The following is a 24,198-nucleotide window of genomic DNA, read 5'->3' on the forward strand; positions in this document are numbered from 1 at the left end:
GCACTTCTTGTTCCGCGACACACGGAATCGATTTCCGTTTTGTTACAAGCACTCGGCGTGCCTTGCCGCACGTAGACCGGCCCGGGGTGTGCAGAATCGCACAGTCGCGACGTGGGTGTGTTTCCCTTTACAGTGCTTTGACCACGGCACAGCGCGTGCATGAGTAGCTTTCGTCTGAATCTTCCCGATCATGTGCAAGTTATGAAAGCCGCCGATAAATCTGCCGGTCAATCATCCGACAACTCTCCAACCTCTCGGACTGCTGTCTTCACCGCTCACGGCCTTACCAAAGTTTACCGTATGGGCGAAGTCGATGTACATGCGTTGCGTGGCGTGGATGTAGAAATGTACGCCGGTGAATTTGTGGTGATTCTGGGTGCATCGGGCAGTGGCAAGTCGACTTTACTGAACATTCTGGGTGGACTGGACGTGCCAACCTCCGGCCGCGTTTCTTTTCGCGATCAATCGCTGACCGATGCTGACGAAGACGACTTAACCGAATACCGCCGCGAACACATCGGGTTTGTCTTTCAGTTTTATAACTTGATCGCCAGCCTAACGGCCAAGGAGAACGTGGCCTTAGTAGCTGACATTGCCAAAGATCCACTTGAGCCAGAAGAAGCACTGCGGAAGGTCGGCCTCTACGATCGACGCGACCACTACCCGTCGCAACTCTCCGGCGGCGAACAGCAACGTGTCGCTATTGCTCGGGCGATCGGTAAACGCCCCGATGTCTTGCTCTGTGACGAACCCACCGGTGCCCTCGACGTCAAAACGGGAGTCATCGTCCTCGAAGCCATCGCACGCATCAACCAAGATCTCGGCACGTTGACTGCCGTGATCACGCACAACGCAGCGATCGCCGAAATGGCGGATCGAGTAATTTCATTATCCGATGGGCGGGTCGCAGAAATTCACGTTAACCAAAATCGCAAAGAAGCGAAGGAGTTGGTCTGGTGAACCGACTGATGATCGCTGATCTTCAACGCATGTGGCGGCAAGGTATTGCCATCAGTTTACTGCTGGGTTGCGGCATCGCTTTGTTTGTGATGACCAACAGTTCGATGCTGTCGCTGGCAAAGACACGCCAGCAGTATTATCAAGATTATCGTTTTGGAGAGCTGTTCACCGCCCTGGTACGCGCCCCCAATTCGCTCGCCGACAAAGTGGCTGCAGTACCTGGCGTGCAAGAAGTCCAAACGCGGATTGTTCGCGATGTCCTGTTGGACATTCCCGAAATGGTCGAACCTGCTTCGTGCCGATTGGTTTCGATCGATACCGCCGCGGTGAACCCGATGAACGGCATCCATCTGCTGCTTGGGCGTTTCCCCAGTGACGATCAACGCAGCGAAGTCATCGTTAGCGAACTGTTTGCCCACGGCCACGGTTTTCAACCTGGCGATTCATTGACGTGCATCATGGGCGGACGCAAACAAAAGCTGCAGATCGTTGGCATTGGGATGTCGCCCGAATACGTGTACGTCGTGCAGCCGGGTATGTTGATCACGGACGACCGGCGATTTGGTGTCGTTTGGATGCCACGACGACAGATGGCTGCGGCGTTCAATATGGAAGGTGCCTTCAACAACCTATCGATTGATTTACTTCCCAAAGCGAATGTCGACGAAGTGATCTTTCAAGTCGACCGACTGACAAAGCGTTACGGCGGCACGGGGGCTTACGATCGCGAGGATCAGATCTCGCACCGACGCGTTGCCGATGAGATGTCGCAAATGAAAACCTTCGCTTTTGTCACGCCGTCGATCTTTCTGGCTGTATCAGCGTTTTTGTTCAACATTGTTTTCACTCGATTGATCACACAGCAAACCGAACAGATTGCCACCCTGCGTGCGTTCGGTTATCGGCCACGCGAAATCGGCTGGCACTACGTCCAAATGGTCATCCTGCTGGTGGTGGTCGCCACGATATTCGGCTGGGTCGTTGGTCTGCGATTGTCATGGTGGATGACATCGGAGTACATCAAGTTTTTTCGTTTCCCAACCGTTGACCACCAGTTTGCCGTTACCCACGCCGTCGGCGCAGTCGCGATCGGCGCGGGCGCTGCTTTGATAGGAACGTACGCGGCCATCCGCAAAGCGATTCGCCTGCAACCGGCCGAAGCAATGCGGCCAGCGGCCCCCAAAGACTATCGCGGACTAATTGCTGAACGCACTGGTTTGTCCAAACTGATGACGCCGGTAGGCCGGATGGTGGTACGCCGGCTCGAAACCAATCGCTTGGCGACAACGCTGTCGGTCTTGGGAATGAGCTTGGCCGTCGCAGTACTGGTCCTGGGGTCGTACATGCGGAACACGATTGATTTTGTGATCGAATTTCAGTTCGAAAAATCACAGCGCCAAGACGTCATGCTTACGTTTGTCGACACGCTATCGGCCGCCTCGCTCCATGATGTTGCTCATTTGCCGGGCGTTTTTGCGGTCGAACCGTATCGCACGGTTCCGGTTCGCCTGCGAAACAAGACGCGTACACGACGAGTCGGGCTGATGGGTCTCGACACAAACCCTGATTTGTACCGAATTTTGAACGACCAGCAACAACCGGTTTCGTTTCCGGTTCATGATGGACTGACTGTTTCGCAAAAGATGGCCGAGCTGCTGGACGCAAAACTTGGCGACGAAATCTGGATTGATATCCTGGATCGTCGCCAGCCTTCTTACCGTTTTCAGATTGCCGAAGTGTTCGGAAACTTCACCGATCCATCGGCTTATGTCAATCGCCAGCAACTGCATGCGTTGTTGGGCGAAGGCGAACAGTTCTCAGGAGCATTCTTGTCCGTCGACTCCGATGCGATCCAGGACCTGTATGCCGAAGTCAAGCAAATGCCGACCGTCGCGGGTGTCGTTGACAAAAATGCCGCCGAAGCGAGTTTTCGCGACACGGTAGCGAGCAGCACGTCGCTGATGCGAATCGTCAATGCCGTGTTTTCGGGGTTGATCGCATTGGGTGTCATCTACAATTGCGCGATCATCATCTTGGCTGAACGGGCTCGTGATTTAGCCACCCTGCGAGTGATGGGATTCCGGCGACGCGAAGTTTCTTACGTGCTTCTAAGTGAACTGGCCGTGATCACGCTGGTATCCATTCCGATCGGCATCCCCATTGGATACGGTCTTTCCTATGTCGCCACGTTGGCATTGGACACCGAAACGCATCGGTTCCCTTTGGTTATCGAAAGATCAACGTACTCGTATGCTGCAATCGTGATTGTCGCAGCCGCCAGTCTCTCCGCACTGTATGTCCGCCGGATGTTGAATTCGTTGGATTTGGTCGCTGTATTGAAAGTGAAAGAATGATGTCTCGAATCGGTCGAAAACTATTTTGGATTCTAATCGCCAGCGGAATGGTCGCCCTGGTCGCTTACGGATTGATTCCGCAGCCGATCGAAGTGGATACAGTTCAGCCTACGACCGGATCGCTCGCGATCACCATCGACGACGATGGCGAAACTCGGATCAGAGAAAGATACATTCTGTCGGCTCCGGTAACGGGCAAGATGCTGCGAGTCGAATTGGACGCGGGCGACTTGGTTGTCGCTGGCGAAACCAAGATCGCAAAGATTCAGCCCTCTGACCCGTCTTTGCTGGATGCACGCAGCCGCGCCGAAGCTCAAGCCCGTGTGCGAGTTGCAATTGCAGCTCACGACCAAGCGACGACTGCCGTCGCCCGTGCAAAAGAGGCTCTGGAGTTGGCAGAAAAAGACTTCGAACGCGCCAAAAAACTGCGCAAGAACAATGCGATCGCGCAAGCGGATTATGACGCAGCCGACAATCGAATGCGGCTGGCCATCGCGGATATCCGATCCGCGGAATCAGCACAACGTGTTGCTCAGTACGAAATTGACCAAGCCGAAGCGACCGTAAAATACATGAAGGCGAGCTACGATCCGGACGACGATCATTTCTTCAACATCGTATCGCCGATCACCGGCAAGGTTCTGGAGATCTTTCGTGAAGACTCGGGCGTCATCGCCTCAGGCACTTCGGTCGCAAGCATCGGTGATCCGTCCGACTTGGAAATCGTTATCGACGTTCTCTCCAGCGACGCCGTCAAAGTCCGACTGGGAAATCCGGTGCGCATCCAGCATTGGGGTGGGGAGAAACCACTCGACGCAGTCGTTCGCTTGGTCGAACCGTCGGCGTTTTTGAAAGTGTCAGCGTTGGGCGTGGAAGAAAAACGCGTCAATGTCATCGCCGACTTCACCGATCCTTTTCAAGACAGAGAAACGCTGGGCGATGGATTTCGGATCGAAGCGAAAATTGTCGTCGATGATACGCCCGCCGATTCGATGAACGTGCCCGCAGGGGTCTTGTTTCGCCAGGGCAAAGCATGGAAAGCGTACCGAGTGATCAACGGGACGGCCGAACCGGTCACGGTGGAAGTCGGAAAGTCCAATGGCATTTCCACCGAGATCCTGTCTGGGGTCCAGCCGTCAGACCAACTGATCCTGCACCCGACGGAATCAATCGAATCGGGCGTCAAGGTAATCGCCCAGTAAATCCTGTGCTCCAACGCACACGCTGACGCTCGCCCGTGCTGCTCCGCGCACTTTGAAGTGGGAAAGTGCGGGTTCGGGGATTGGTACGAAAACTGCAAATGTTCCTGTTGTAACTTTTTGCCCTACACGCAAAGGACCTTAGTGATGAAAGTTCTATTGGCGACAGATGGTTCGGCAGCCGCAACAGAAGCTGTCAAGTTTGTACGATCGTTGGCGGACTACAACTCCGTCGATGCAGTTGTCGTGACGGTGTCGTACGATCCAGAACACTACTCGAAAAGCTATTTCGGACAGCCTTGGCTTGCCGATTGGACCGAACAAGAAAATGATCGCACTCAGGCGATCTTGGATCAAGCGAAACAGACGCTCGACGAAACTTGTCAAAGCGTCAAGACGATCCACGGGACCGGCGCGACGTTGCCGTTTTTGTTAAACCAAGCCAAGGTTGACAAGGTTGATTTGATCGTCATGGGCGCCAAGGGGCACTCAGCGATCGGCCGTATTTTGCTGGGCAGCATTTCGGACAGCATTGCTTCGCGGGCAGAATGTTCCGTGGTGATCATTCGCCCCAGCGACAACGGCACGGTACGGCCAGAACGCGTGGTGCTTGGCTACGACCGATCGATCGCGTCGCGTGAAGCAGTTGCTGAATTGATGGAATGGAACCTGAGACGCGACACCAAAGTCGATGTCGTCAGTGTGGTTCAAAATCCCTATGTCTACGCCGGGGATGGCTACATCGCCGAACCCATCACTGTGCGGCCCGAGCAGATTGCCGAAGTCAACGAATCGGCTCAGCGGATGGCAAGCCAAGTGGCGGAACACTTTCCCCACACGGAAGCTCATTCGCCAACTGCCGATCACGTGGGGGACGCCATTGTGAAAGTAGCCGAGAAAAACAAGGCGGACATGATTGTCGTCGGAGACGCCGGCCACAGTTTGCTGGGCGAACTATTGCTAGGCAGCACGTCGAAGTACGTTCTCCGTCATGCTCCCTGTAGCGTCTGGATTTCCCGACATCACTACAAGTTGGATCCGTCCAACAAAGAAGTCGATGATGTTGCCGCTGCAAGCTGATCTGTGAACCGTTTTCAGACGACCAAATCAACGGCGTGGTCGATGGTCGGCATCTACTCCGATCATCGACCGCATGACTTAGGTCGTAATCTGCAACGCGTTGGCAGTCGTCTTGAAGATAAAACCGCCTCGGACGGCAAACCCCGTTTGTCCCTGCGCTGATGACCAACGAATCAGCCGACGGCATGAAACTCTACAAAACCCGACCGTTAACCGGCGCCCAAACGGAACTGCAACTGGCACTGCCTGGCCGCTTTGACGCTTTTGCTATGCCTGCGCCTTTGCCGTGAAACTGGATTGTTTGGCTTTTTCAGTTGACTCTTTTTATGGACGTGCGAATCATCTTTGCGGACTGAATGGAATCCCTTTGGAGGCACGGAAGTATGTTGGCTCGATTGCTTTATGGTGGTGGACTTGCTTTAGTAGCCGCCCAACTGCTTGCGGATCCAAACGTTTGTGGCCCCGATTGCACCGCTGCAAACGTTGCCGCTACCGGAGGTCAATCCTTCCCCGTCTCAGCGACGATTCCGCCTGCAACAAATGCAGCCTTTTACGGCTATCGGCCGTCAACTCCCCCTGCAAGTTCGTACAACCGAACGCACCGAATCATGCCGTTTCCACAGCAAGGTTCGGTACCGCAAAATGTTCGCTCCCGCCAGCGCATGCCCGCATCGACGACGTCCAACTACGCGGCGATGCCGCACTCTGAAAGACGCGCAAACTACAGAGACAACAGCTTTTACCCCCAGAGCTACCGCGGCACAGAATTTCGGAACGCCGATTTACAGACGGTGCCTCAACCGACACTGCCGCCTGCTCGCACAACACACCATGGCCATTTGCCTAGCACTGCCCCGTATCCATCACCGACACAGACTTTGCCATCGGCACACGCACCTCGACAAACAGTCTCCCATCGACCTTGCACGTACCGTCGGTAAACGAGCTGGACTGTTCGCGATCGACACTCACAGGCGAGCTATCATCTAGGCTTTCGATTGGTCCGTCCGAACCGCCAGCAAGGTTCTGCGTTTTGCCTGCTACTGGTTGACGGCAATGCTTAGGATCCTGACCGCGTGCCCCGCACTCGATGGGTGCTTCGCCTTTGCCACGCGAATCCGTATTTGGTGCTTTCCGCGCGGCAAGCCTGCATCCAGTATCACGGTGCGTGGGTAGTGCAGCCCTTTGCTGAATCGATGAAACAAATCTTGCTGTCGCATCTCACCGCCGTCGATCGAATACTCCACCGTCCCGGCATCCGGACCGGCAAGAACATAAAGCCCGATTCCGGTGCCAGCGAAATCCAACGTCCATTCAGCGCCGACGTCCTTACCGCATAGCAAGTCCAACTCGCTAAATCGCTGCCGCGTTGATCCTGGCAAACTTGCCCAATCGGGGCGATGCAAAACCCAGCCTTTGCCCAGGTTCGCCGCCGACGGAGGCAGCATTTTTCCGCGAGCATAGCTGTTCTTGTCCATCTGCTTTGCTGATCGATGCGATTCGCTGCGAGGTTGATCCGGTATTGAATCCGACCAAGCAGTGTCAAGCAGATCAGCGATCATGTCGGCCGCAATTCGGTTGCCCGGTTCATGCGGGTGCGTGCCACCGTACTGCTGCCAAGTCAACTTTCCTGCACTAATCTGCTCGGCCACTTCACGGGCCAGATCGATTGATGAAACACCGTAGTGCGATGCCACACGTTCGTGGGCACCACTGCTGATTGGCGTGACGCCGTTTTGCAGTTTCTGCCGCATGGGCGGATTCACAAAGTGAGTGACCACCATGTCCAATTTTGGCAGCGCGGTCCGAGCATGTCGCAGAATGCCTTCCATTCCCCGAATGCACTCACGTTCCGCATGCGAAGCGTCTTGATCGTCGTTCACTGCAAACTCCACAAACAGCAGATCGGGCTTGGACGCTAAGACATCTTCGCTCAGTCGAAATGCTCCCGTGGTCGAACACGTGGAGCTGACCCCCGCGTTGATAAACGTAAACTGCGTTTCAGGAAATCGAGCTTGCAAGTCCGCTTGGACCATGACGCGGTAGCCGTCCATTTCCGTGATCGAACCACCTAGAAATGCCACCGTTCCCTTTTGCTGGTTTACAAACGCATGGCGGGAGTGATCGAAGTGGCTTCGGAAGTGCACGTTTTTGGATTGCGGCAAAGCGATCGCAGGAGGGCCTTTTAGGTAGCCGATCGACTGAAGAAACGTGTGCATTTGCGAGACGGTCACCGGATAGTATTCACCAGGCTCCCCGCCGCGACCATAGTTAAAGAAACCGTGGGTGGCGTCGCGATAGCTTTTCAGTTCGCAACGGTTCCCGGCCTGGGTCGCCAGTTCCCTGTATCGCTGTGCGGTCACAAAAGGAACGGTCGTGTCAGCTTCGCCATGAAAGATCACCGTCGGTGGCAGACCTGGGTGGATGTGATGAATGGGTGAGATTCGTTTCGCGGGCACGCCGGTGCGAGTAGCGATGTCGTCGAACTTGTCCGTCCCATCATCGTTTGTCCCCAAGCTTATATTTTCCAGCGGCGCCAAAACCAGGGCTGGATTAAAAAGCACCATTGCGTCGGGGATGCTGCTGATCGCGCCTGAATCAGATTCGCTCAGCGGAGCAACCACGCCCAAGCAGGCTGCTAAGTGACCTCCGGCCGATCCTCCTCCTGCGGCAACGCGATCGGGGTCTACGCCCAGTCGCTTTGCATTTTGACGGACCCAACGAATCGCAGACTCGGCGTCTTCGAGTGCCTTGTCGGCCAGCGTTTCGTGACGCGAACGGACGCGGTAGTCGGCGGTCATCGCAACCATTCCCTGAGACGCCAGATAACGGCAATGCTGTTCGAACTGAGCCGGATTGCCAGCTTTCCAGCCACCGCCAAAGAAGAACACGATCGCCGGCCGCGAATCACTGGCCTGATGTTCGGGCGGATCAAAGATCCAAACTTTCATTTCGACATCCCCGATCGTCTTGTACGTTTCTTCGCGTGCGCCATCGAAGCGGGGCGGATAGTCCTTTCGCTGACCGAAAGCGGGTATGCAAAGCAAACTCAATACAAACAGCGCATAAACTCGAAACATGGTTGGATCACCGGCGGTGTGATTTTCGGGGCAGGATCAAAAGAGGGGAATCAATATAGCTGGTAAACGCAACAGCGACGCCAGTTTGCACACTGCAGCTCAAGGCGAATCACTTTTTTGAAGACAGAAGGTCTTGGTTTGTCTTTAGCGGATTGTCGCGAGCCATCCGGTCTTTGACGCACCGGACGGCTCGCGCCCTTCCACTAACAATTGCCCCAGTTTCAACAAGTGACTTGCCCAGACACATCTGCGTAACGAGGCAGCCAATATTGTGCGCATAAAGTGGCCGGCCCCCGAACGGGCAATTCCGGTTTGGGGGAAGCTCTGCACCCAGGGTCGAAACTGCTACATTGAGCGATTGCAGTTTCACTACAGGCAGTTCACGTCGATGGATCGTTGTACAAATCCACTTCCTGTGTTCTGCCAAACCTTTGCGATTCAAAAAGAAAAAACACACATGGACTTGCCGGCAATCATCACAGGAATATTTGGAGCTTTTGTTGTTTTTGGAGGGATCATGGGCTACGTCAAAGCCGCCAGCAAAGCGTCGTTGATCGCAGGAGGAATCACCGGCGGACTGCTCATTCTCTCTGCGTTCCTGATCACAACCGATTTCCTAGCGGGGAAAATTCTCGCGATCATTGTTTCTCTCGTATTGCTGAGCCAGTTCGCTCCCTCACTGCTCAAGAAGTTTAAGGTCATGCCGAACCTGCTAATTGTCGTTCTGGGTGTACTCACCATCGCAATCATCGCAATCAGTTTCTAGCACGGCTGGACCGCTTCCCACCGGCCAATCGCCTGATCCACGGCTCCACGGTCCAGCTGTCGATCACTGGGAATTTTTCCTGGCCGATCAACATCGCGGTCTGTCTTTTCCGCTTGCCGTGGGAACCAGAAAGAACGCCAACCAGATCTTTGCGTGTCATTGCCGCGATGATGCGGATTCAACTGCGTCATTGCGGGTGCTGGCGGATCCTGCTTGTTATCATGGTCGTTGACTTCCCCAACACACGGCGATTCAATGATCCAGCGACGAACCGTTTTGCGTGGCCTTGGCCTTTCCGTTGCCCTTCCGCTGCTTGAACGTGACGCAATCGCGGCCACGGTCACTGCTCCGATGCGGATGGTCTGCGTCGCCAACCCGCTTGGCTTCATCCCGGATGTGTTCTTTCCCAAGCAGGCAGGCAGCGACTATCAAACGACGCCGCTGCTTGAACCACTTCCGCGCGACAAGTTCACGGTGTTTAGCAATTTGGATCACGGCGTCTCGGGTGGACACAGTGGCGTGCACGCGTTTTTGAGTGGCATCCGTGACAACGAAGCCAGCCAGTTTGCGGCAAAGAACATCACGGTCGATCAACGTGCTGCCGAACAGGTTGGATCGACCACTCGCTTTCCATCGATTGTTGCCAGTGTCGGCGAAGGCAGCGGGACGCTTGCTCCGCAGAATTCGTGGACACGCAACGGAGTGAACATTCCACCGATCTCGGATCAACGCGATTTGTTTCGCGCCCTGTTCGTCGATCGCGACCATTCAGCCAAGAGCCAACAACGCGAATCGCTTCGCCGCAACAAAAGCATTTTGGACTCGGTGCGGCAGCAAGCCAGAATCCTGGCCAAGGAACTGGGGGCTCGCGACCGTGCCAAGTTGGACGAGTACTTTACAAGTGTTCGTGAAGTCGAAAAGCGACTGCAGATGGCCGAAGCATGGGTCGACAAACCCAAACCTACGGTCGATTTGAAAACGCCCAGTGGCAAAGAGACTTTCACTCAGAAGCTGCCATTGTTCTACGACCTAATCACACTGGCATTGCAGACTGACTCCACTCGAGTCGCGACGTTAAGCATTCCAGGCACACTGCCAGTTGGCGATTTGGGTTTGTCCGGGGGATATCACTCGTTTTCGCATCACGGCAAGGATCCGGAACTACGTCGCGGTCTGATGGCGATTGAAACGATGCAGATCGCCAATCTCGCTCGCTTCATTCGTCGGCTCGATGCGATCGAGCAGCCCGACGGTCGAACTCTGCTGGATTGCACGATGGTGTTGTCAGGAAGTGGAATGGGCAACGGGAGTTCCCACAGCAACCGCGACCTTCCGATTGTCTTGGCAGGCGGCGGATTCAAACACGGGCATCACCTGATCATGCCCAAGAAAAGCCATTTGCGTGTACCGCTATCGAATCTGTTCACCACGATGCTGCAGCGATTTGGGGTCGAAACCGATCGATTCAACAAGTCGACCGGGACCCTAAGCAGACTGGAGCTGGCATGATGTCTTTAGCCAAACGCTGGTGGGAGGTCGGCTGTATAGCGATCTTGGCGGCGACGGTTTCGCAATCCGCAGAGATTGTTTCCACGGAAATCCAATCGCCGGAGATATCCCCCGCTCTCTTTCTGAAGACCCACTGCGTCCGCTGCCATGGCGCGAAAAATCAAGAGGCTGATCGTCGCTTCGATGGTCTGGGTGACGAACCGACCAGCGTTCAACAGCTTGAAAGTTTCAAGGACGCACTGGACCAAATCAACTTGGGCGAGATGCCTCCGGAAGATGAACCGCAGCCCACCGATGCCGATCGCATCGACGTGGCAAACAAGATGCAAACCATTTTGAACTCCGCCAGCAAGAAACTTGCTGGGCAGTCCGATGCAACCGTGCTGCGCCGTTTGAACCGATTCGAGTACGACCGCAGTGTCCGGCAATTGCTGTCGCTGGACGCGTTGCTGATCGAACCGACCGACAATTTTCCTCCCGACGAAACTCACGAGAACTTTCGCAACAACGGCGAGTCCCTGGTGCTCAGCGATTTCCTGCTGTCGCGTTACCTTCAGGCTTCGGAAAAATATCTACGAGCGGCCGTCGCACCATGGACCGAACCGACGGTTCAAAGCTGGACTTTCAACGCCCCCTTTTATCGCACCGGCAATCGTCACGACGGCAAGGATGTTCCTGGCAAGTATCAACACATCCGTAAGAACTACCACGACGAAGGTGGATTTATGTGGCTGTCGAAATTCACCAAGGGCGTTCCGATCAGTGGACGCTACAAAATCCGTGTGAAGGCCGACGGTATTAACCGCGACTATCCGTACCCGGAAAGCCGGCTAAGAATTCCCAAGAACGATCCCATCCGAATGCAGGTTGTCGCGGGAAATGCGGCGGTAGGCAATTTGGAAACCACCAACGCATCGGACAAAGTGATCGCGGAATTCGAGCTCGCTGACCACGATCCCAACGGCGCCCCGCAGTGGTACGAAGCGACTGTTTGGCTGGACCAAGGTTTTCAGCCACGCATTGCGTATCCCAACGGGCCGCTGGGGGTGAAGCGTTTTCGTCAAAGGCTGGTTCGCGAATTTCCCGATCGATTCAAAGGCTACATCGACAACTGGGTACCGCCGTACAACAACATGCACCCCACCTACGATCGCGAGGGCAGCAAGGAACTGATCGCGGCATATCGCAAGAAACAAAAGGCACTGAAGGATGCCGGCAAGTCGTACCAGATCTATGGCACCAGCCAATCGATCAACATGCGCGACGCGTGGAGTCAGTTTTATGCTGAGTACGATGGGCCACGAGTCCGCGTGCATGAAATCCAGATCGAGGGACCGATTTTTGACAGTTGGCCGCCAGCGCATCACCGTCGACTATTTGGCACAGTACGTCCCAGTGACAAAAACGCTGAAAGGTTGATCAGCCGTTTTGCTCAGCGCGCATTTCGCCGACCAGTCAGCGATGCAACATTGGATTCGCTGCTTGATTTGTATGGAAGCGAACGCGAAAACGGCAACGAACCACTGGACGCAATGCTGGCTGCGTACCAATCCGTGTTGTGCTCGCCCAATTTTATCTTCTTGCATCAGGGCAACGACGATTTAGACGCCTACGACATCGCAAGTCGCTTGAGCTATTTCCTGTGGTCCGCGCCTCCTGACGATGCACTTCTGGCCATTGCCCAAGATGGTTCGCTGCTGAATTCAGACACGCTCGTCGAACAGACTCGCAGGATGCTGGCCGACCCGAGAAGCGAAGCGTTGGTCAGGCAATTTCCCGACGCCTGGCTGGGCCTTTCCAAACTGGGCACGATGCTACCCAGCCAATCGGCTCACCCGGAGTACTTCGTCGAAAACCTCGAAAATGCGATGCGAAGCGAGGTCGACTTGTTCGTTTCCGACGCGATCACGAACAACCGGCCGATTACCAATTTTCTGGATTCGGATTACACATTCGTAAACGGCCCGTTGGCTCGGCTCTACGGCATGGAAGGCATTCGCGGCAGTCAATTTCAGCGAGTGGCGATTTCGGACCGACGTCGCGGCGGGCTACTGGGAATGGCGGGGATACTGACCGCCACGGCCAACGGGATCGAAACATCGCCCGTTGTTCGCGGCGTCTGGGTGCTGGAATCAATCCTAGGCACACCGCCATCTCCTCCGCCACCTGACGTCGAACCGCTGGAGCCGGATATTCGCGGGGCCGTTTCGATTCGCGATCAATTGCAAAAGCACCGGACCGTTGCGACTTGCAACGCTTGTCACCAGAAAATCGATCCCCTGGGATTTGCGCTGGAATCGTTTGATGAAATCGGACGGCATCGCGATCGCTATCACCAGAGCAGGACTCGGGTGAAAGTGGACACGAACGGGTCGCTGCCCAGCGGCGAATCATTTAAAGACATCCGCGACCTGAAACCTCTGTTGATGAAACAGTCGGACAAGTTTGCAAAGAACCTGGCAAAGCAAATGATGTCTTACGCCACTGGCCGCGCCCCGAGTGTCCAAGACCAGTTAGAAGCCGAAAGAATCGCGACCAGCCAACCAGCTAACGAACTTGGCTTACGATCACTGATTGAACAAATCGTGTTGTCGGACAGGTTTCGGCAGTAGCGATTCATATCCATGTCGCGACTTAGTTTTGCGGATCGCTTAAGTGCGACTGTTCGTCCGAGTACTTTGCCCACAATTCATCCAGTCGTTGGGCAAGCTCCGATTCATTGCCGACGATCAGCCAGTACCGATAGCGGAACGTTGACCGACGCCCCAGCAAGATGCGAACGACGGGCGCGACGTGCATGCAGGGTCCAGCAGTGGGTTGATCACTGTTTCCGCCGGCGTGGGGCCCAAAATTCCAGTGCGCACCGGAGATAGGTGAGAAAACGGCTACGCCCTGGCCGGCCCCTTCAAACATCGCCATTGATTTGCGAGGCGGATTCGTTCGTCCCCATGGCGGCCCGGGCGGCTGATGTTCGTTTCGCCATTTGCCTTCACCGAGGTAGCTTTTGACATGGCGGAAATTACGTGTGAAGTAGCAGGCCGGAACTTCTTGAGGACTCATCTTTGCTTGACCCCAGAGATCATCTTCCTTTCGTTTCACTTCGATCTCACATTGCACACGGACGACCCCCGGCAAGTCCGGTTCCAACGTCGTCCATTGTCGCATCACAGCCCCTGCTTCTTCGTCGGGCATGTCCCAAAGCTTGGGAATCGTCTCAGAATACAGAGCATTGTTCTCCTTTTTAAACACAGGCACTCGCGACCAAGTACCTTTGCCCCCTGCGCTGCCAACGCCACCACCTTGAATTGGATTCCAAGACCAGGGACTCCACCCCTTGCTTTGGCCTTCGGATCTTCGGTCGCGCAAACGTCCCGCGTAATAGGATTGTTGAATTAACCGCCCGGGATCCGCAAGATTGACGATGTTGTTGGCGTAGTCGACGGAAGATAACCACGTGATCGCGCCGCCTTTTTCACGATCGATGCCAACTTTTACCGAATCGTTACTGATCGTGAGGAGATCCTCCGCAGCGAGCGGACCGACACACAAACAAGCACTTACCAGGCAACCGAAAAGGCAGATAATTTGCCCACAGATCGACTTCCAATTCTCTAACATTCTCGAATCTCACTCAAAGCATATTTGACAAACATCTAACCGGTCTCGTAAGCCTGCAAAGACGCAGGTCCTTGCCCTACCGAGCCAATGTGACCGGTGTCCCGTGAGCTGGAATCAGCTCGACGCTCTTGATCGATGTGACGCCGCCCGGGACTTGAATGCGTACGTGGATGATCTTTCTTGAGCTCGGCAATTTCGTTTCAGTCGTTTGCCATTCCGCTGACTTTTTCACGGCTACGTTCAGCCGTTTCGCGGCGACGAAATCTTTATCGCCGGATGATCGCCAAGAAAATCCCAGCGTGCCCGCCGTGTCTGTCTTCGCAACGACTCGCACCGACACGGGCCCCGTCAGATTCAGTCCGTTGCGAGTGATGAACGGCAGTTGTTTCTTGCCAGCTTGACGCGAGACAATCCGCAATCCTTCCTGCGTCTGTTTCATCTGCCCGTTTCGGATCAACCAACGATGCGTCGCAGCGGCCGTTGAATTTGCTGCCGGCTTGGACACTGGCTTATCGACCGGAGAACTCACTGGTTTTCCATCAAGATAGAAATCAAAGTAGCTTGCCGCCGCACCGGACATGCTGCCGTTGGCCAGACCGGGCGGATCAAGTGTGCTGGCCCAAAGCGTCAGGTTGTCACGCAATCGGTTGGCGATCTCCGGCTTTTCGCTGGCCAAGTTGTGTTTTTCTTCGATGTCGTTTTTTAGGTCGAACAGATACTCGCGATCACCTCCGCGGAGAAGTTTCCAATCACCGTCGCGAATCGCCGCCTGCGCCAACCAACGCCAAGCGAGTGTCTGGTGAGGCGCGTTATTTGTCTCGCCTGTCAGGAACGGAAGCAGATTGACGCCGTCTAAGTCGCCAGGATTGGTTTCGATCTGGGCCAGTTCCGTCGCAGTTGCAGCGACATCCAGCGTGCTGACTGGATGGTCATAAACCTGACCGGCAGGAATCGTGCCAGGCCAAGAGATCACGAACGGAACATGCATGCCGCCTTCGGACAGCATGCCTTTTTCGCCGTTGAGCGGATCGTTGAGCGAACCGTCCCAACCGGGGCCTCCGCCGGGTGCATCACGCTTGTGAATTTTCAGCGGCGCACCATTGTCGCCGATGTAAAAGATCAATGTTTTTTTCGTCAGATTCAGTTGGGCCAGCGTCTCGGTAATCAATCCAACGCCATCATCGACCGCCGACAGCATCGCCAGAGCTTGGCGTCGACGCTCGGGCATTTTCCCAGGGAATCGATCCAGGTAACGTTGCGGCGCGTCTAGCGGCACATGCGGAGCACGGTACGCGACGTAAAGAAAAAACGGATCGTCTTTGTAACGCCGAATCAATGCAGCAGCCGCTTGGCTGCAACCGTCGACGTGATACATCGCAGGTCGCAAATTCGACAGATCGCGGTCGCTGCCGTCAGTATCGATATTGGCTGCAAACGGACGGCCTGAGTTCTGATTGAACACGTGCTTGAATCCGTGCTCCGTAATTTTTGCACCGGGGCCAAGATGCCATTTGCCGAACTGTGCCGTCATGTAGCCGGCTTTCTGAAGACGGGCTGCAAATGTCGTTTCGCGATCAAATCCATCCAACTTCACGCCGTTGGCTTCGACGCCAAACTTGGCCTGGAATTTTCCAATCATCAATCCGGCTCTGGAAGGCACACACTGAGGCGCGGTGCTGTAGCCATGACGCGCAAGCACGCCATTTCTTGCCAAGGCATCGACATGGGGCGTCTTGATATCGTCAAGCACACCCTGGCACGAAAGATCGGCATGGCCGTGATCGTCGGTGTAGAACAGGATTATGTTAGGTCGTGAATCGGCTGCACGAACGATCGTGGTCGAGTGCAAGATGAACAAGCAAACAACGGTGAAAAGCAGCTTCATGTTTTTTCCTGAAATGCAATCGGCGTGCGACTGCGTGATGCATCGTGTGATGGGTGATCTTACGTTGGGTATATCGTGTTTTGCATGACAGGGCGGCGTCTGTCATCATTTCGCCCTTGCGGGTTGCTTCTTCTTTGACTTTGCAGTGTTACGTTTAGTGCGGGGTTGCTTCTTTGCACTGGCAGGTCGCGACGGTGAAATCGCACCCTCGGGGCGCACTAAGTTGGCGGCTTGGCGTGTGTTCGCTTCGATTTCTGCTATGTGAGTGTCGTAAGCGGACTGCAAGCGGCGGACAATTTCGGGATGCGACTGGGCGACGTTTTTCGTTTCACCGATATCGGTGACCGTGTCGTACAGCTGAACCGGGAAGTTGGAAACGATTTGCTGAGGTCGTCCGCGTCGGGGAGCGCCTTTGCCTTCGGCCCACGGATAGAATTTCCATTTTCCACTACGAACCGTGCCCGGGCCGTGCATCAACACATAAGCATCGTGCGGACTTCGAGCTTCTTTTTGACCAGTCATTAAAGGCCAGATGTCCTTGCCGTCGATCTTGTGCGCTGGCAGTTTGCCGCCGCAGATCTTTGCCAAGGTTGGCATCAGGTCGATCGACGCGGCGACTTCGCGACAAACCGAACCGGCTGGAATAGTGCCGGGCCACCACATCACGGTCGGTTCGCGAATCCCGCCATCGTAGACACTGCCTTTTTTTGCTCGTAGCGGCAGCGATGATCCGACCGCCGCGCCATTGTCGCTCGTGAAAACAACCAGTGTGTTGTCTGCAATCCCCGCTTCATTGATGGCTTGGATGATCTCACCGACCGACCAATCAACTTCTTCGATCGCGTTGGTGATTAGTTCTTTGTCTGGATTGTCAAATGCCTTGGACACCGCGAGTGGACGGTGCACCATCGTGTGCGGCAGGTACAAAAAGAACGGCTGCGATTTGTCTTCCTGAATAAATTGAATCGATTTTTGGGTGTATCGCTGCGTAAGCGTCGTTTGATCAGCGGGGTACTCAATGACTTCGCCGTTGCGAAAAATCGGCACTTCGTTCTTTGATTTGTGTCCCGATTTCACTTCTGCCAGCGACAGGCCACCGCGCAGTCGGATGTCGGCGGCCAGTTTGTTGGCGGGGTCGATCCACATGTCATTGCTATACGGCACGCCCCAGTAGGTATCGAATCCTTGATCCGTCGGAAGACACGGCGGCAAATGTCCCAGGTGCCACTTGCCAACGCACGCGGTTCGATATCCGGCGTCTCGAAGCATGTCCGCCATAGTGACCTCGTCAGGATGAAGTCCTTTGGCGCTGTCAGGAAAAAGCACCGGCTTCATGCCCAATCGCTGGTAATGACAACCGGTCAGCAGTGAAGTCCGCGAGCCTGAACAAACCGCGCAGCCAACGTAAAAATCCGTGAACTTCATCCCATCGGCAGCCATTTTGTCCAAGTTCGGTGTCGAGGGCACCGTGGCTCCGTTGAAACCGACATCGCCATATCCCATGTCGTCGATGAAGATGACAACAACATTGGGTTGCACTGCGTCGCCGGGCTGACTTGCGTCGGCGGCAAAGGATTCGGCCGCGACCAAAACACAAAGGACGGTAACCAGCAACGAACGATATGAAAACGCGTGTCTCATCAGAGTGCCTTTATTTCAAATCAGCTTGGAACTGAATGGTTTGGGTCGGCAGGATGGAATCACATTCGATGGTGATGTTTGAAAGATCGGCCTGGCTTACGTTTTTGATCGTGCAAGTCAGCGTTTCTCCGGGCAGCAGGCCACGTAGCGACGTCTGGGATCGAATTTTTCCCGCTGCAAAGTACGCATCCCGGTAAATCGGAGCCACGCCGTCGTTGGTGACAGTTAGCGTGACATTGCCACCGCTAGCGACAGCCGAATCCAATCGAAAACGATAGCCGGTCGCTCTGCCAGCCGAAGCAATCCGTTCGATCGGTTGGTAGCGAGGTTGGTCGTTGCCGATCATATAAGTGATATGAAACTGCTTTGCAGCTTTTTCAAACGACACGCCATTGGGTCCGTTGGGCGATAGCGAATTCTTTTGATCCCGTTTGTTGTAATAGCTGAACTCGCCACCACCGGGTCGCCGTTTCCAACGGTCCGGCCCCAGGGTTTTCCAGTTCAGAGCGTTTTCTTTGGGGTGCGGTTTGCACAAAAACGAATCGTCAAATACGCCAAACTCCAACGCGAGTAATTCATCGTTGTCTTCCAGCGGCGTGTAGTCGTAGTCGGCAGCATCAATGCTGATAGACCAAGGCAGACTTTTGAACTGGCCGTTCAGATGACGCAGGAAACGCTCTTGGTATTCCTTGGACGGAAACGTTTTGCCGATTTCCCGGGGGCCATCGTAAATGTGGAACTCGGCCCACAGCCCGAAACCGGTTTGCAGAAATGCGATTCGCGGATCATTGTCATATCGCTTGGCAAAACGAGTGTAAAACTCAAGGGCAAACGACTGCAACGCCGCGTTGCTCCAGTCGCAAAAATGCGTCTTCTGCTTTTCGCTCTTCCCCACTGTCTCTTGGTATTCGGGACGATTGCGAATGAACGCGGGCACTGTCGTTGCTTTGCCGACATAGCAGAAGTAAAACCGAAGCACCGCCTGATGATTGCGTTTAGCAATTTCGTCAAGGATCTGATCGATCTTGGTGTAGTCGTACGTGCCGTCGGGCTGCACGACTTCGTCGTAACCACAGTATCGATACTCGAGCGTGATGGCGTCGGAGTGCTGTGCAGCGATTGAATTGTCGGACCACAATACAATGCCCGTCATCGGCTGAACGCGAGTAATCTGTGACTGAAACGCAATGTCGCGACGCTCTTCTGAGGCTGCAAGCCCCGCGAACGTCGATGCGATGAGAGCGAGCCACACAGTTTGTTTAAAATGCATTGAATCAAATATTGAAAAAGGGCGTGTCACAGCGAGAAGAGGTTCCTAGATTCGCTTGCCATCGGAAAAGGACCGCGGGCCGTCACTAAAGAGCGGAGCGGCGATCCGGAGCACCGCTCACGAGGTTGCAATCGAAAAGCTACCGGGGAAATTTAGCGGGCGCGTACACCCGCAACGACTTGATTCCCTGAACTGCCCCGGTGAACTTGACCACATGTTTGCCTTCTTCGATTCGTTGGGCAACCGTGACGCTTTTTTCGATCCCGGGTTTAGCATCGGGCGGTACGATCGAATTGCTGGCCTGCGATTTCACCGTCCAGTCGATCTCAAAGTTGGCAGGCAGTTCTTTCAATCGTCTCAGCGCTACGATGGAAAACGGAACGTCCCAATCACCCGGTTCAATCACGACGCGTTTGGATTGCGATACGAACCTCTCGTCCGTGCGACCGCTCCCGTCGGGTCCCGTGACAGATCCAACAATGTCAAATGTGTAATGCTCGAGTTGCTTGGGATCTTGCGTTGCCGATAGCGTCCAATTTTCTTGGACGAGTGGTCGTTCGTGCGACATTTTCAGCACGGCTGGCCAAGGACCGGGAGGGATCGGAGTATTTCGCCATCTGACGCGGTTGCGACCGTGGTAAAGCATAGTAGGATCGTCCAGCGGTTTCTTTCCGTCGATCAAGACGTCGCAGTTTTTCGTAGCGTCGTCGTGGAAGATCACGTCAATACGGTTTCCTTCGAAGGCGAACGTGAGTTCATCGTTGGAAACGTCGCCGAAGTCGCTGGCCGAAAACGTTTCGACATACCCACAGTTCATCGGATCCATGGAAATGTCGGCCCGTGGAACTAAATAGGCTTTGACCAATTCGGTCATCAAGTACGTTCCCTGTTCGTTAGGGTGCACGTCGTCTTTGACCAAGTCGCCTGGCGGGATGCTGTGTTCCTGCAAATATGCTTTCCACAACTCGCGGCGACCGTCAAACCCGCAACCGTATTTTTTCGCGATCATAGGTAAAAACTGAGTATTGCGTTCCGCTGCCCACCGCAGTCTGCGTTCTTCGATCTTTTCGGGGCTTGATTCGTCGATGACTTTTTCGGAGCGACGAATGTGATCGGCCTGAATGAGAATTTCGCTGGTTGTTTCATCGCGCAATTTACGAATCATCCGCTCGTAGTCTTCGTTGTTGCCGTAGTCGTGAAAAATGACCAAGTCGGCGTAGCTCGGGTACAGGTCGGCTTCGGAGGTTTTGACTAGCCGCTCAGTCGCAAACCCCGAGAGTGGACGCTGTTCGTAAATCAGATTGGCGTGGGGATACGTCTTGCGAAGATGTTCTTGGAGTTGGCCGCCCCATTTCCCCGCCGTGATCGATTGGCCGTAAAGCAATATCCGAACCGTGTGGGATCGCTCGGGTGTGCTGGACGCCAGCAAAGTCATGGTCCGCTGGACGCCAAATCCCACTTGTTCAGCCGATCCAACATTACTGGGGCGAGGGTACTCCTGAGCGAGCAAGAAACTGGACAGCGTGACCGAGAGCAAGAAGGTGGCGATTGAGATCGGGTTACGCATGGAGGATTGGCTTTGATTCAGCGGGCAATATTATTTGATCATATCATTTGATCATTTGATCATTTGCCCTTGGTCGTGTGCCCTAGAGCTTGTGCCCAGGGTGGTTCGGTCTGGGGCATTCGGTTTGGCCAGCGTCGCGTCGGTGCGTATCGATCTTATTGCCGGCCCGTTTTCCCGTATTGTACTCAACGGAGCGAATCCCATGCTTCGCGGCAGTTATCGGCACGAGGGTCGGATCCCAGCAGCGATATGACTGCAAAGACACCGACGGTTACGCCCGCTCGAAGATCGCGTGTACACAACGGCAGCATCCCATCACTGATCTTGTGCCGGGCAGAGTCGGAATCGTATTTTGCGAGCAATGAAACGACGGCCCCTCTTTCGAACCGTGACGACACGCCTGTTGGCGGCATGGCTGCTGCTTGCACTCGTCGGCTGCGCCGGTCGCGAAACCATTGGGAATCTCGCGACGCCAGCCGCATCGGGTTTCTCAGAAAGTGGCGACGAAGAGCCACCCAATCGCTGGTGGGAGACGTTTGATGACGCCGACCTGAATGCGCAAATCAACGTCGCGCTCGACGGCAACTACACGCTGGCGGTGGCCATGGAGCGGTTACGAGCAGCCAAAGCGTTGACGCGGCGGGAAGCATCGGACCTGCTTCCTGACTTGGATGGTTTTACCGAAACATTCAACAGCTTCGGCCCCGGTGACGACGCGAAGTCATTCGAATGGGGACTGGAAGCTTCGTATCAAGTCGACCTCTGGGGCCAGATCGAATCTCGTGTCGACGCTGAGCGCATTCGAGCCTCTGCGACGCAAGCGGACTATCACGCGGTCGCATTGACCTTGTCAGCCGAGATCGCCCGCAATTGGTTTTCGTTGATCGAATCTTATGCTCAATTGGAACTGTTAGACGATCAAATCGAGACGAACCAAACGGGACAAAAGCTACAAGAAGCACGATTCGCGTTGGGGCTGATTCGCAGCGCCGATGTTCTCCGCCAAAGACAACTGGTCGAATCCACTTTGGAACAAGTTGCGGTGGTCCAGTCCAGAATCGAATTGCTGGAACACGAACTGGCGGTTCTACAAGGTCGCATGCCGCAGGACGCAAACTACGACACTGGTTCGCAACTGCCGGATTTGCATGCAATGCCGGCGACTGGTTTACCATCGGAATTGCTGCAGCGTCGGCCCGACGTGCGCCGCGAGTACTTGGCATTTGTGGCGGCGGATCGGGACGTTGCGTCGGCGATCAGCGCACAGTATCCCCGCATCAGTTTGTCAGCGTCATTGTCCAACGTCACGGAACACCCTGAAGATTTGTTCAGAGATTGGTTTGTGTCGATCGGAAGTCAGTTGGTCGCACCACTGTTTGACGGCGGTCAGCGTCGTGCCGAAGTGGAGCGAACTGCGGCGGTGGTTCGCCAACGTTTCAATGAATACGGCGAAACCATGTTGATTGCGTTTCGCGAAGTCGAAGACGCGTTGGCTCGCGAACGAAATCAACGAGTGCGGCTGGAACATCTGCAGGCGCAAGTCGAACTGGCTCAGCAGTCCTCGGACCAATTGCGTGAACAATATTTGATCGGCGACACTGACTACCTGTCTGTGCTCACCGCAATCACGGCACAGCAGCGATTGCAACGCGAGACCCTGTCGGCTCAACTGGAACTGATTCTGATCCGCATCTCGTTGCACCTGTCGCTCGCTGGCGATTTCGATTCGTGCCCGACGGATTTCGGAACTCAGGATTCGGGTGATCCGAATTTCGGCCTTACTGAATCCGATTCGACCGATGAGATGCCTCTCGCGCCCCACCCAGATGCTCAAGACACCGATGCTCAAGACACCGATGCTCAAGACACAAGCTATCGAGACGCGGCCATGATTGATCTCGACAACGCCCAAGCAGACGCCGAAGCAGATGCTGACGTCGCGATCTTGGATCGTGATTTAGAGATCGACAGCGGCAATGCAGAGAACAACACCAATGAGTGAAGTGGCACCACGCACCGAAAGGTGGTGGATTCGATTTCTAACCAGCGCAGTTGTTTGCCTCGCGATCCTTGGCGGCGCGGTTGCTGCGATCGTGGTCATCAATCGAACCGAACCGACCGCCAAACAGATTAATGCCACGCGAAAATCCGCGGCACTGGTTCAAACGCAAACCGCCAAACGAGGCACTTTTTCACCTCGACTAGTTGTACTTGGGTCGATCGAACCGGCGCGCGAGATCGTGCTCGGCCCTCGAGTTCGCGGCCAAGTCATCGATCTGTCACCAAGTTTTTCCCCCGGCGGAATGGTCCGCCAAGGTGACCTGTTGCTTCGAATCGATCCGGCGGATTTCCAAAACGCACTTTCGATCACCAAAAGCGAACTGGAGCAAGCCGAAGCCAAATTGGCGATCGAAGAAGGCCGGCAGAGTCTTGCCAAGAAAGAGCTTGAACTGCTGCAAGGCACAATCGAAGGTACCAATCGCGCTTTGGTATTGCGAGAACCACAAATCGCATCGATCCGAGCGGAAGTCAACGCGGCCAAGGCGGCCGTCGAACGAGCGGCGCTGGATTTGGATCGTGCCAATATTTATGCGCCTTTCAACGCACAAGTTCTCAGTCGGTCGGTCAATGTCGGATCCCAAGTTACGACGGGCGATGAACTTGCCCGACTAGCCGGCGTCAACGAGTACTGGGTATTTGCAGCGGTACCGGTTCGTAGCCTACGCTGGGTCAACTTTCCCACCGGCGATCAACCTGGTTCGCTAGTGACCCTGCGAAACCCTGATGCATGGGCCCCCGGTGTCGAACGGCACGCGCGTGTTTCGCGGATGATCGGCTCCGTGGACCAACAAACTCGATTGGCTCGCGTTTTGATCACGGTCTCCGATCCGTTGGGGCAAACGTCCAATGCCCCGCCGTTGATTTTGGATTCGTTGATCGAAACGGAAATCGAAGGCCGGCCAATCGAAAACGTGGTTCGACTGGAACGCGAGTTTGTTCGCGACCGTGATACCGTTTGGGTGATGCTTGACGACAAACTTCAGATTCGCGACACCACGGTGGTCTTTCGTGACGCCGCCTACGCCTACATCAGCGAGGGTTTGAACGACGGGGACCAAATCGTCGTGTCCACGCTGGCCACCGTCGCGGAAGGAGTTGGCCTCCGCAAAATCGATGACGTCGGCGAAGCCGCTGCGGATTTCAGCGAGGCGACTCAGTGAATCAGTCACCCGTCGAACTGCCTGGAGAATTGCCGGCAAAGGAACGTC

15 protein-coding genes are annotated in these 24,198 nt (G+C 55.0%); 9 read left to right on the forward strand and 6 right to left on the reverse strand.

Annotation, left to right across the window (positions count from 1 at the left end):
• Positions 1-159: 159 nt before the first annotated feature.
• The 4 genes from K239x_RS17690 to K239x_RS17705 all read left to right on the forward strand — a co-directional run bounded on the left by K239x_RS17690 (position 160) and on the right by K239x_RS17705 (position 5,593).
• Positions 160-960 (forward strand): ABC transporter ATP-binding protein, encoded by an 801-nt coding sequence (locus K239x_RS17690; RefSeq protein ID WP_473163541.1) that lies wholly within the window; start codon positions 160-162, stop codon positions 958-960.
• On the forward strand, positions 957-3,314 hold the full coding sequence (locus K239x_RS17695; RefSeq protein WP_145419544.1) for an ABC transporter permease: 2,358 nt from the start codon (positions 957-959) through the stop codon (positions 3,312-3,314). Before K239x_RS17690 ends, K239x_RS17695 begins: the two co-directional genes overlap by 4 nt.
• Positions 3,311-4,516, forward strand: a complete 1,206-nt coding sequence (locus tag K239x_RS17700; protein WP_145419545.1) for an efflux RND transporter periplasmic adaptor subunit — start codon at positions 3,311-3,313, stop codon at positions 4,514-4,516. Before K239x_RS17695 ends, K239x_RS17700 begins: the two co-directional genes overlap by 4 nt.
• Positions 4,517-4,660: 144 nt before the next feature.
• The gene (locus K239x_RS17705) at positions 4,661-5,593 is read left to right on the forward strand and encodes a universal stress protein (RefSeq protein WP_145419546.1); all 933 of its coding nucleotides are present in this window, start codon (positions 4,661-4,663) and stop codon (positions 5,591-5,593) included.
• Between the two features lie 1,040 nt (positions 5,594-6,633).
• Here K239x_RS17705 and K239x_RS17710 read toward each other — a convergent pair.
• Positions 6,634-8,673 (reverse strand): alpha/beta hydrolase fold domain-containing protein, encoded by a 2,040-nt coding sequence (locus K239x_RS17710; protein ID WP_145419547.1) that lies wholly within the window; start codon positions 8,671-8,673, stop codon positions 6,634-6,636.
• Between the two features lie 388 nt (positions 8,674-9,061).
• On the opposite strand from K239x_RS17710, the gene K239x_RS17715 reads away from it, so the two are divergent.
• From K239x_RS17715 to K239x_RS17725, 3 genes are all read left to right on the forward strand, one after another.
• Positions 9,062-9,439, forward strand: coding sequence for a TMEM14 family protein (locus tag K239x_RS17715; RefSeq protein ID WP_145419548.1), 378 nt, complete (start codon positions 9,062-9,064; stop codon positions 9,437-9,439).
• 255 nt (positions 9,440-9,694) lie between these two features.
• Positions 9,695-10,948, forward strand: coding sequence for a DUF1552 domain-containing protein (locus tag K239x_RS17720; RefSeq protein WP_145419549.1), 1,254 nt, complete (start codon positions 9,695-9,697; stop codon positions 10,946-10,948).
• Positions 10,945-13,560, forward strand: a complete 2,616-nt coding sequence (locus K239x_RS17725) for a DUF1592 domain-containing protein (protein WP_145419550.1) — start codon at positions 10,945-10,947, stop codon at positions 13,558-13,560. Before K239x_RS17720 ends, K239x_RS17725 begins: the two co-directional genes overlap by 4 nt.
• A 22-nt stretch (positions 13,561-13,582) precedes the next feature.
• On the opposite strand, the gene K239x_RS17730 is transcribed toward K239x_RS17725, so the two are convergent.
• The 5 genes from K239x_RS17730 to K239x_RS17750 form a co-directional block, all read right to left on the reverse strand.
• The gene (locus K239x_RS17730) at positions 13,583-14,566 is read right to left on the reverse strand and encodes a hypothetical protein (protein WP_419189104.1); all 984 of its coding nucleotides are present in this window, start codon (positions 14,564-14,566) and stop codon (positions 13,583-13,585) included.
• Positions 14,567-14,642: 76 nt separating this feature from the next.
• Entirely contained in the window at positions 14,643-16,451 is a 1,809-nt protein-coding gene (locus K239x_RS17735; protein WP_145419551.1) for a sulfatase family protein, read from the reverse strand.
• Positions 16,452-16,556: 105 nt separating this feature from the next.
• The gene (locus K239x_RS17740) at positions 16,557-18,092 is read right to left on the reverse strand and encodes a sulfatase family protein (RefSeq protein ID WP_145419552.1); all 1,536 of its coding nucleotides are present in this window, start codon (positions 18,090-18,092) and stop codon (positions 16,557-16,559) included.
• A 10-nt stretch (positions 18,093-18,102) separates the two neighbouring features.
• Positions 18,103-19,362 (reverse strand): beta-galactosidase, encoded by a 1,260-nt coding sequence (locus K239x_RS17745; protein ID WP_145419553.1) that lies wholly within the window; start codon positions 19,360-19,362, stop codon positions 18,103-18,105.
• A 139-nt stretch (positions 19,363-19,501) separates the two neighbouring features.
• The gene (locus tag K239x_RS17750; RefSeq protein ID WP_145419554.1) at positions 19,502-20,929 is read right to left on the reverse strand and encodes an SGNH/GDSL hydrolase family protein; all 1,428 of its coding nucleotides are present in this window, start codon (positions 20,927-20,929) and stop codon (positions 19,502-19,504) included.
• A 361-nt stretch (positions 20,930-21,290) separates the two neighbouring features.
• Here K239x_RS17750 and K239x_RS17755 point away from each other — a divergent pair, with 361 nt between their 5' ends.
• The gene (locus tag K239x_RS17755) at positions 21,291-22,931 is read left to right on the forward strand and encodes a TolC family protein (protein ID WP_145419555.1); all 1,641 of its coding nucleotides are present in this window, start codon (positions 21,291-21,293) and stop codon (positions 22,929-22,931) included.
• On the forward strand, positions 22,924-24,150 hold the full coding sequence (locus K239x_RS17760; RefSeq protein ID WP_145419556.1) for an efflux RND transporter periplasmic adaptor subunit: 1,227 nt from the start codon (positions 22,924-22,926) through the stop codon (positions 24,148-24,150). Before K239x_RS17755 ends, K239x_RS17760 begins: the two co-directional genes overlap by 8 nt.
• Positions 24,151-24,198: the final 48 nt, after the last annotated feature.

Source organism: Stieleria marina (assembly GCA_007741555.1).
In the GTDB taxonomy this organism is placed as follows: domain Bacteria; phylum Planctomycetota; class Planctomycetia; order Pirellulales; family Pirellulaceae; genus K23-9.

Coding starts and splice junctions, on each gene's coding strand:
- K239x_RS17730 (WP_419189104.1), bottom strand. CDS start 14,566: ATGTTAGAGAATTGGAAGTCGATCTGTGGGCAAATTATCTGCCTTTTC.
- K239x_RS17690 (WP_473163541.1), top strand. CDS start 160: ATGAGTAGCTTTCGTCTGAATCTTCCCGATCATGTGCAAGTTATGAAA.
- K239x_RS17735 (WP_145419551.1), bottom strand. CDS start 16,451: ATGAAGCTGCTTTTCACCGTTGTTTGCTTGTTCATCTTGCACTCGACC.
- K239x_RS17745 (WP_145419553.1), bottom strand. CDS start 19,362: ATGCATTTTAAACAAACTGTGTGGCTCGCTCTCATCGCATCGACGTTC.
- K239x_RS17760 (WP_145419556.1), top strand. CDS start 22,924: ATGAGTGAAGTGGCACCACGCACCGAAAGGTGGTGGATTCGATTTCTA.
- K239x_RS17710 (WP_145419547.1), bottom strand. CDS start 8,673: ATGTTTCGAGTTTATGCGCTGTTTGTATTGAGTTTGCTTTGCATACCC.
- K239x_RS17700 (WP_145419545.1), top strand. CDS start 3,311: ATGATGTCTCGAATCGGTCGAAAACTATTTTGGATTCTAATCGCCAGC.
- K239x_RS17725 (WP_145419550.1), top strand. CDS start 10,945: ATGATGTCTTTAGCCAAACGCTGGTGGGAGGTCGGCTGTATAGCGATC.
- K239x_RS17705 (WP_145419546.1), top strand. CDS start 4,661: ATGAAAGTTCTATTGGCGACAGATGGTTCGGCAGCCGCAACAGAAGCT.
- K239x_RS17720 (WP_145419549.1), top strand. CDS start 9,695: ATGATCCAGCGACGAACCGTTTTGCGTGGCCTTGGCCTTTCCGTTGCC.
- K239x_RS17715 (WP_145419548.1), top strand. CDS start 9,062: ATGGATCGTTGTACAAATCCACTTCCTGTGTTCTGCCAAACCTTTGCG.
- K239x_RS17740 (WP_145419552.1), bottom strand. CDS start 18,092: ATGAGACACGCGTTTTCATATCGTTCGTTGCTGGTTACCGTCCTTTGT.
- K239x_RS17755 (WP_145419555.1), top strand. CDS start 21,291: ATGAAACGACGGCCCCTCTTTCGAACCGTGACGACACGCCTGTTGGCG.
- K239x_RS17750 (WP_145419554.1), bottom strand. CDS start 20,929: ATGCGTAACCCGATCTCAATCGCCACCTTCTTGCTCTCGGTCACGCTG.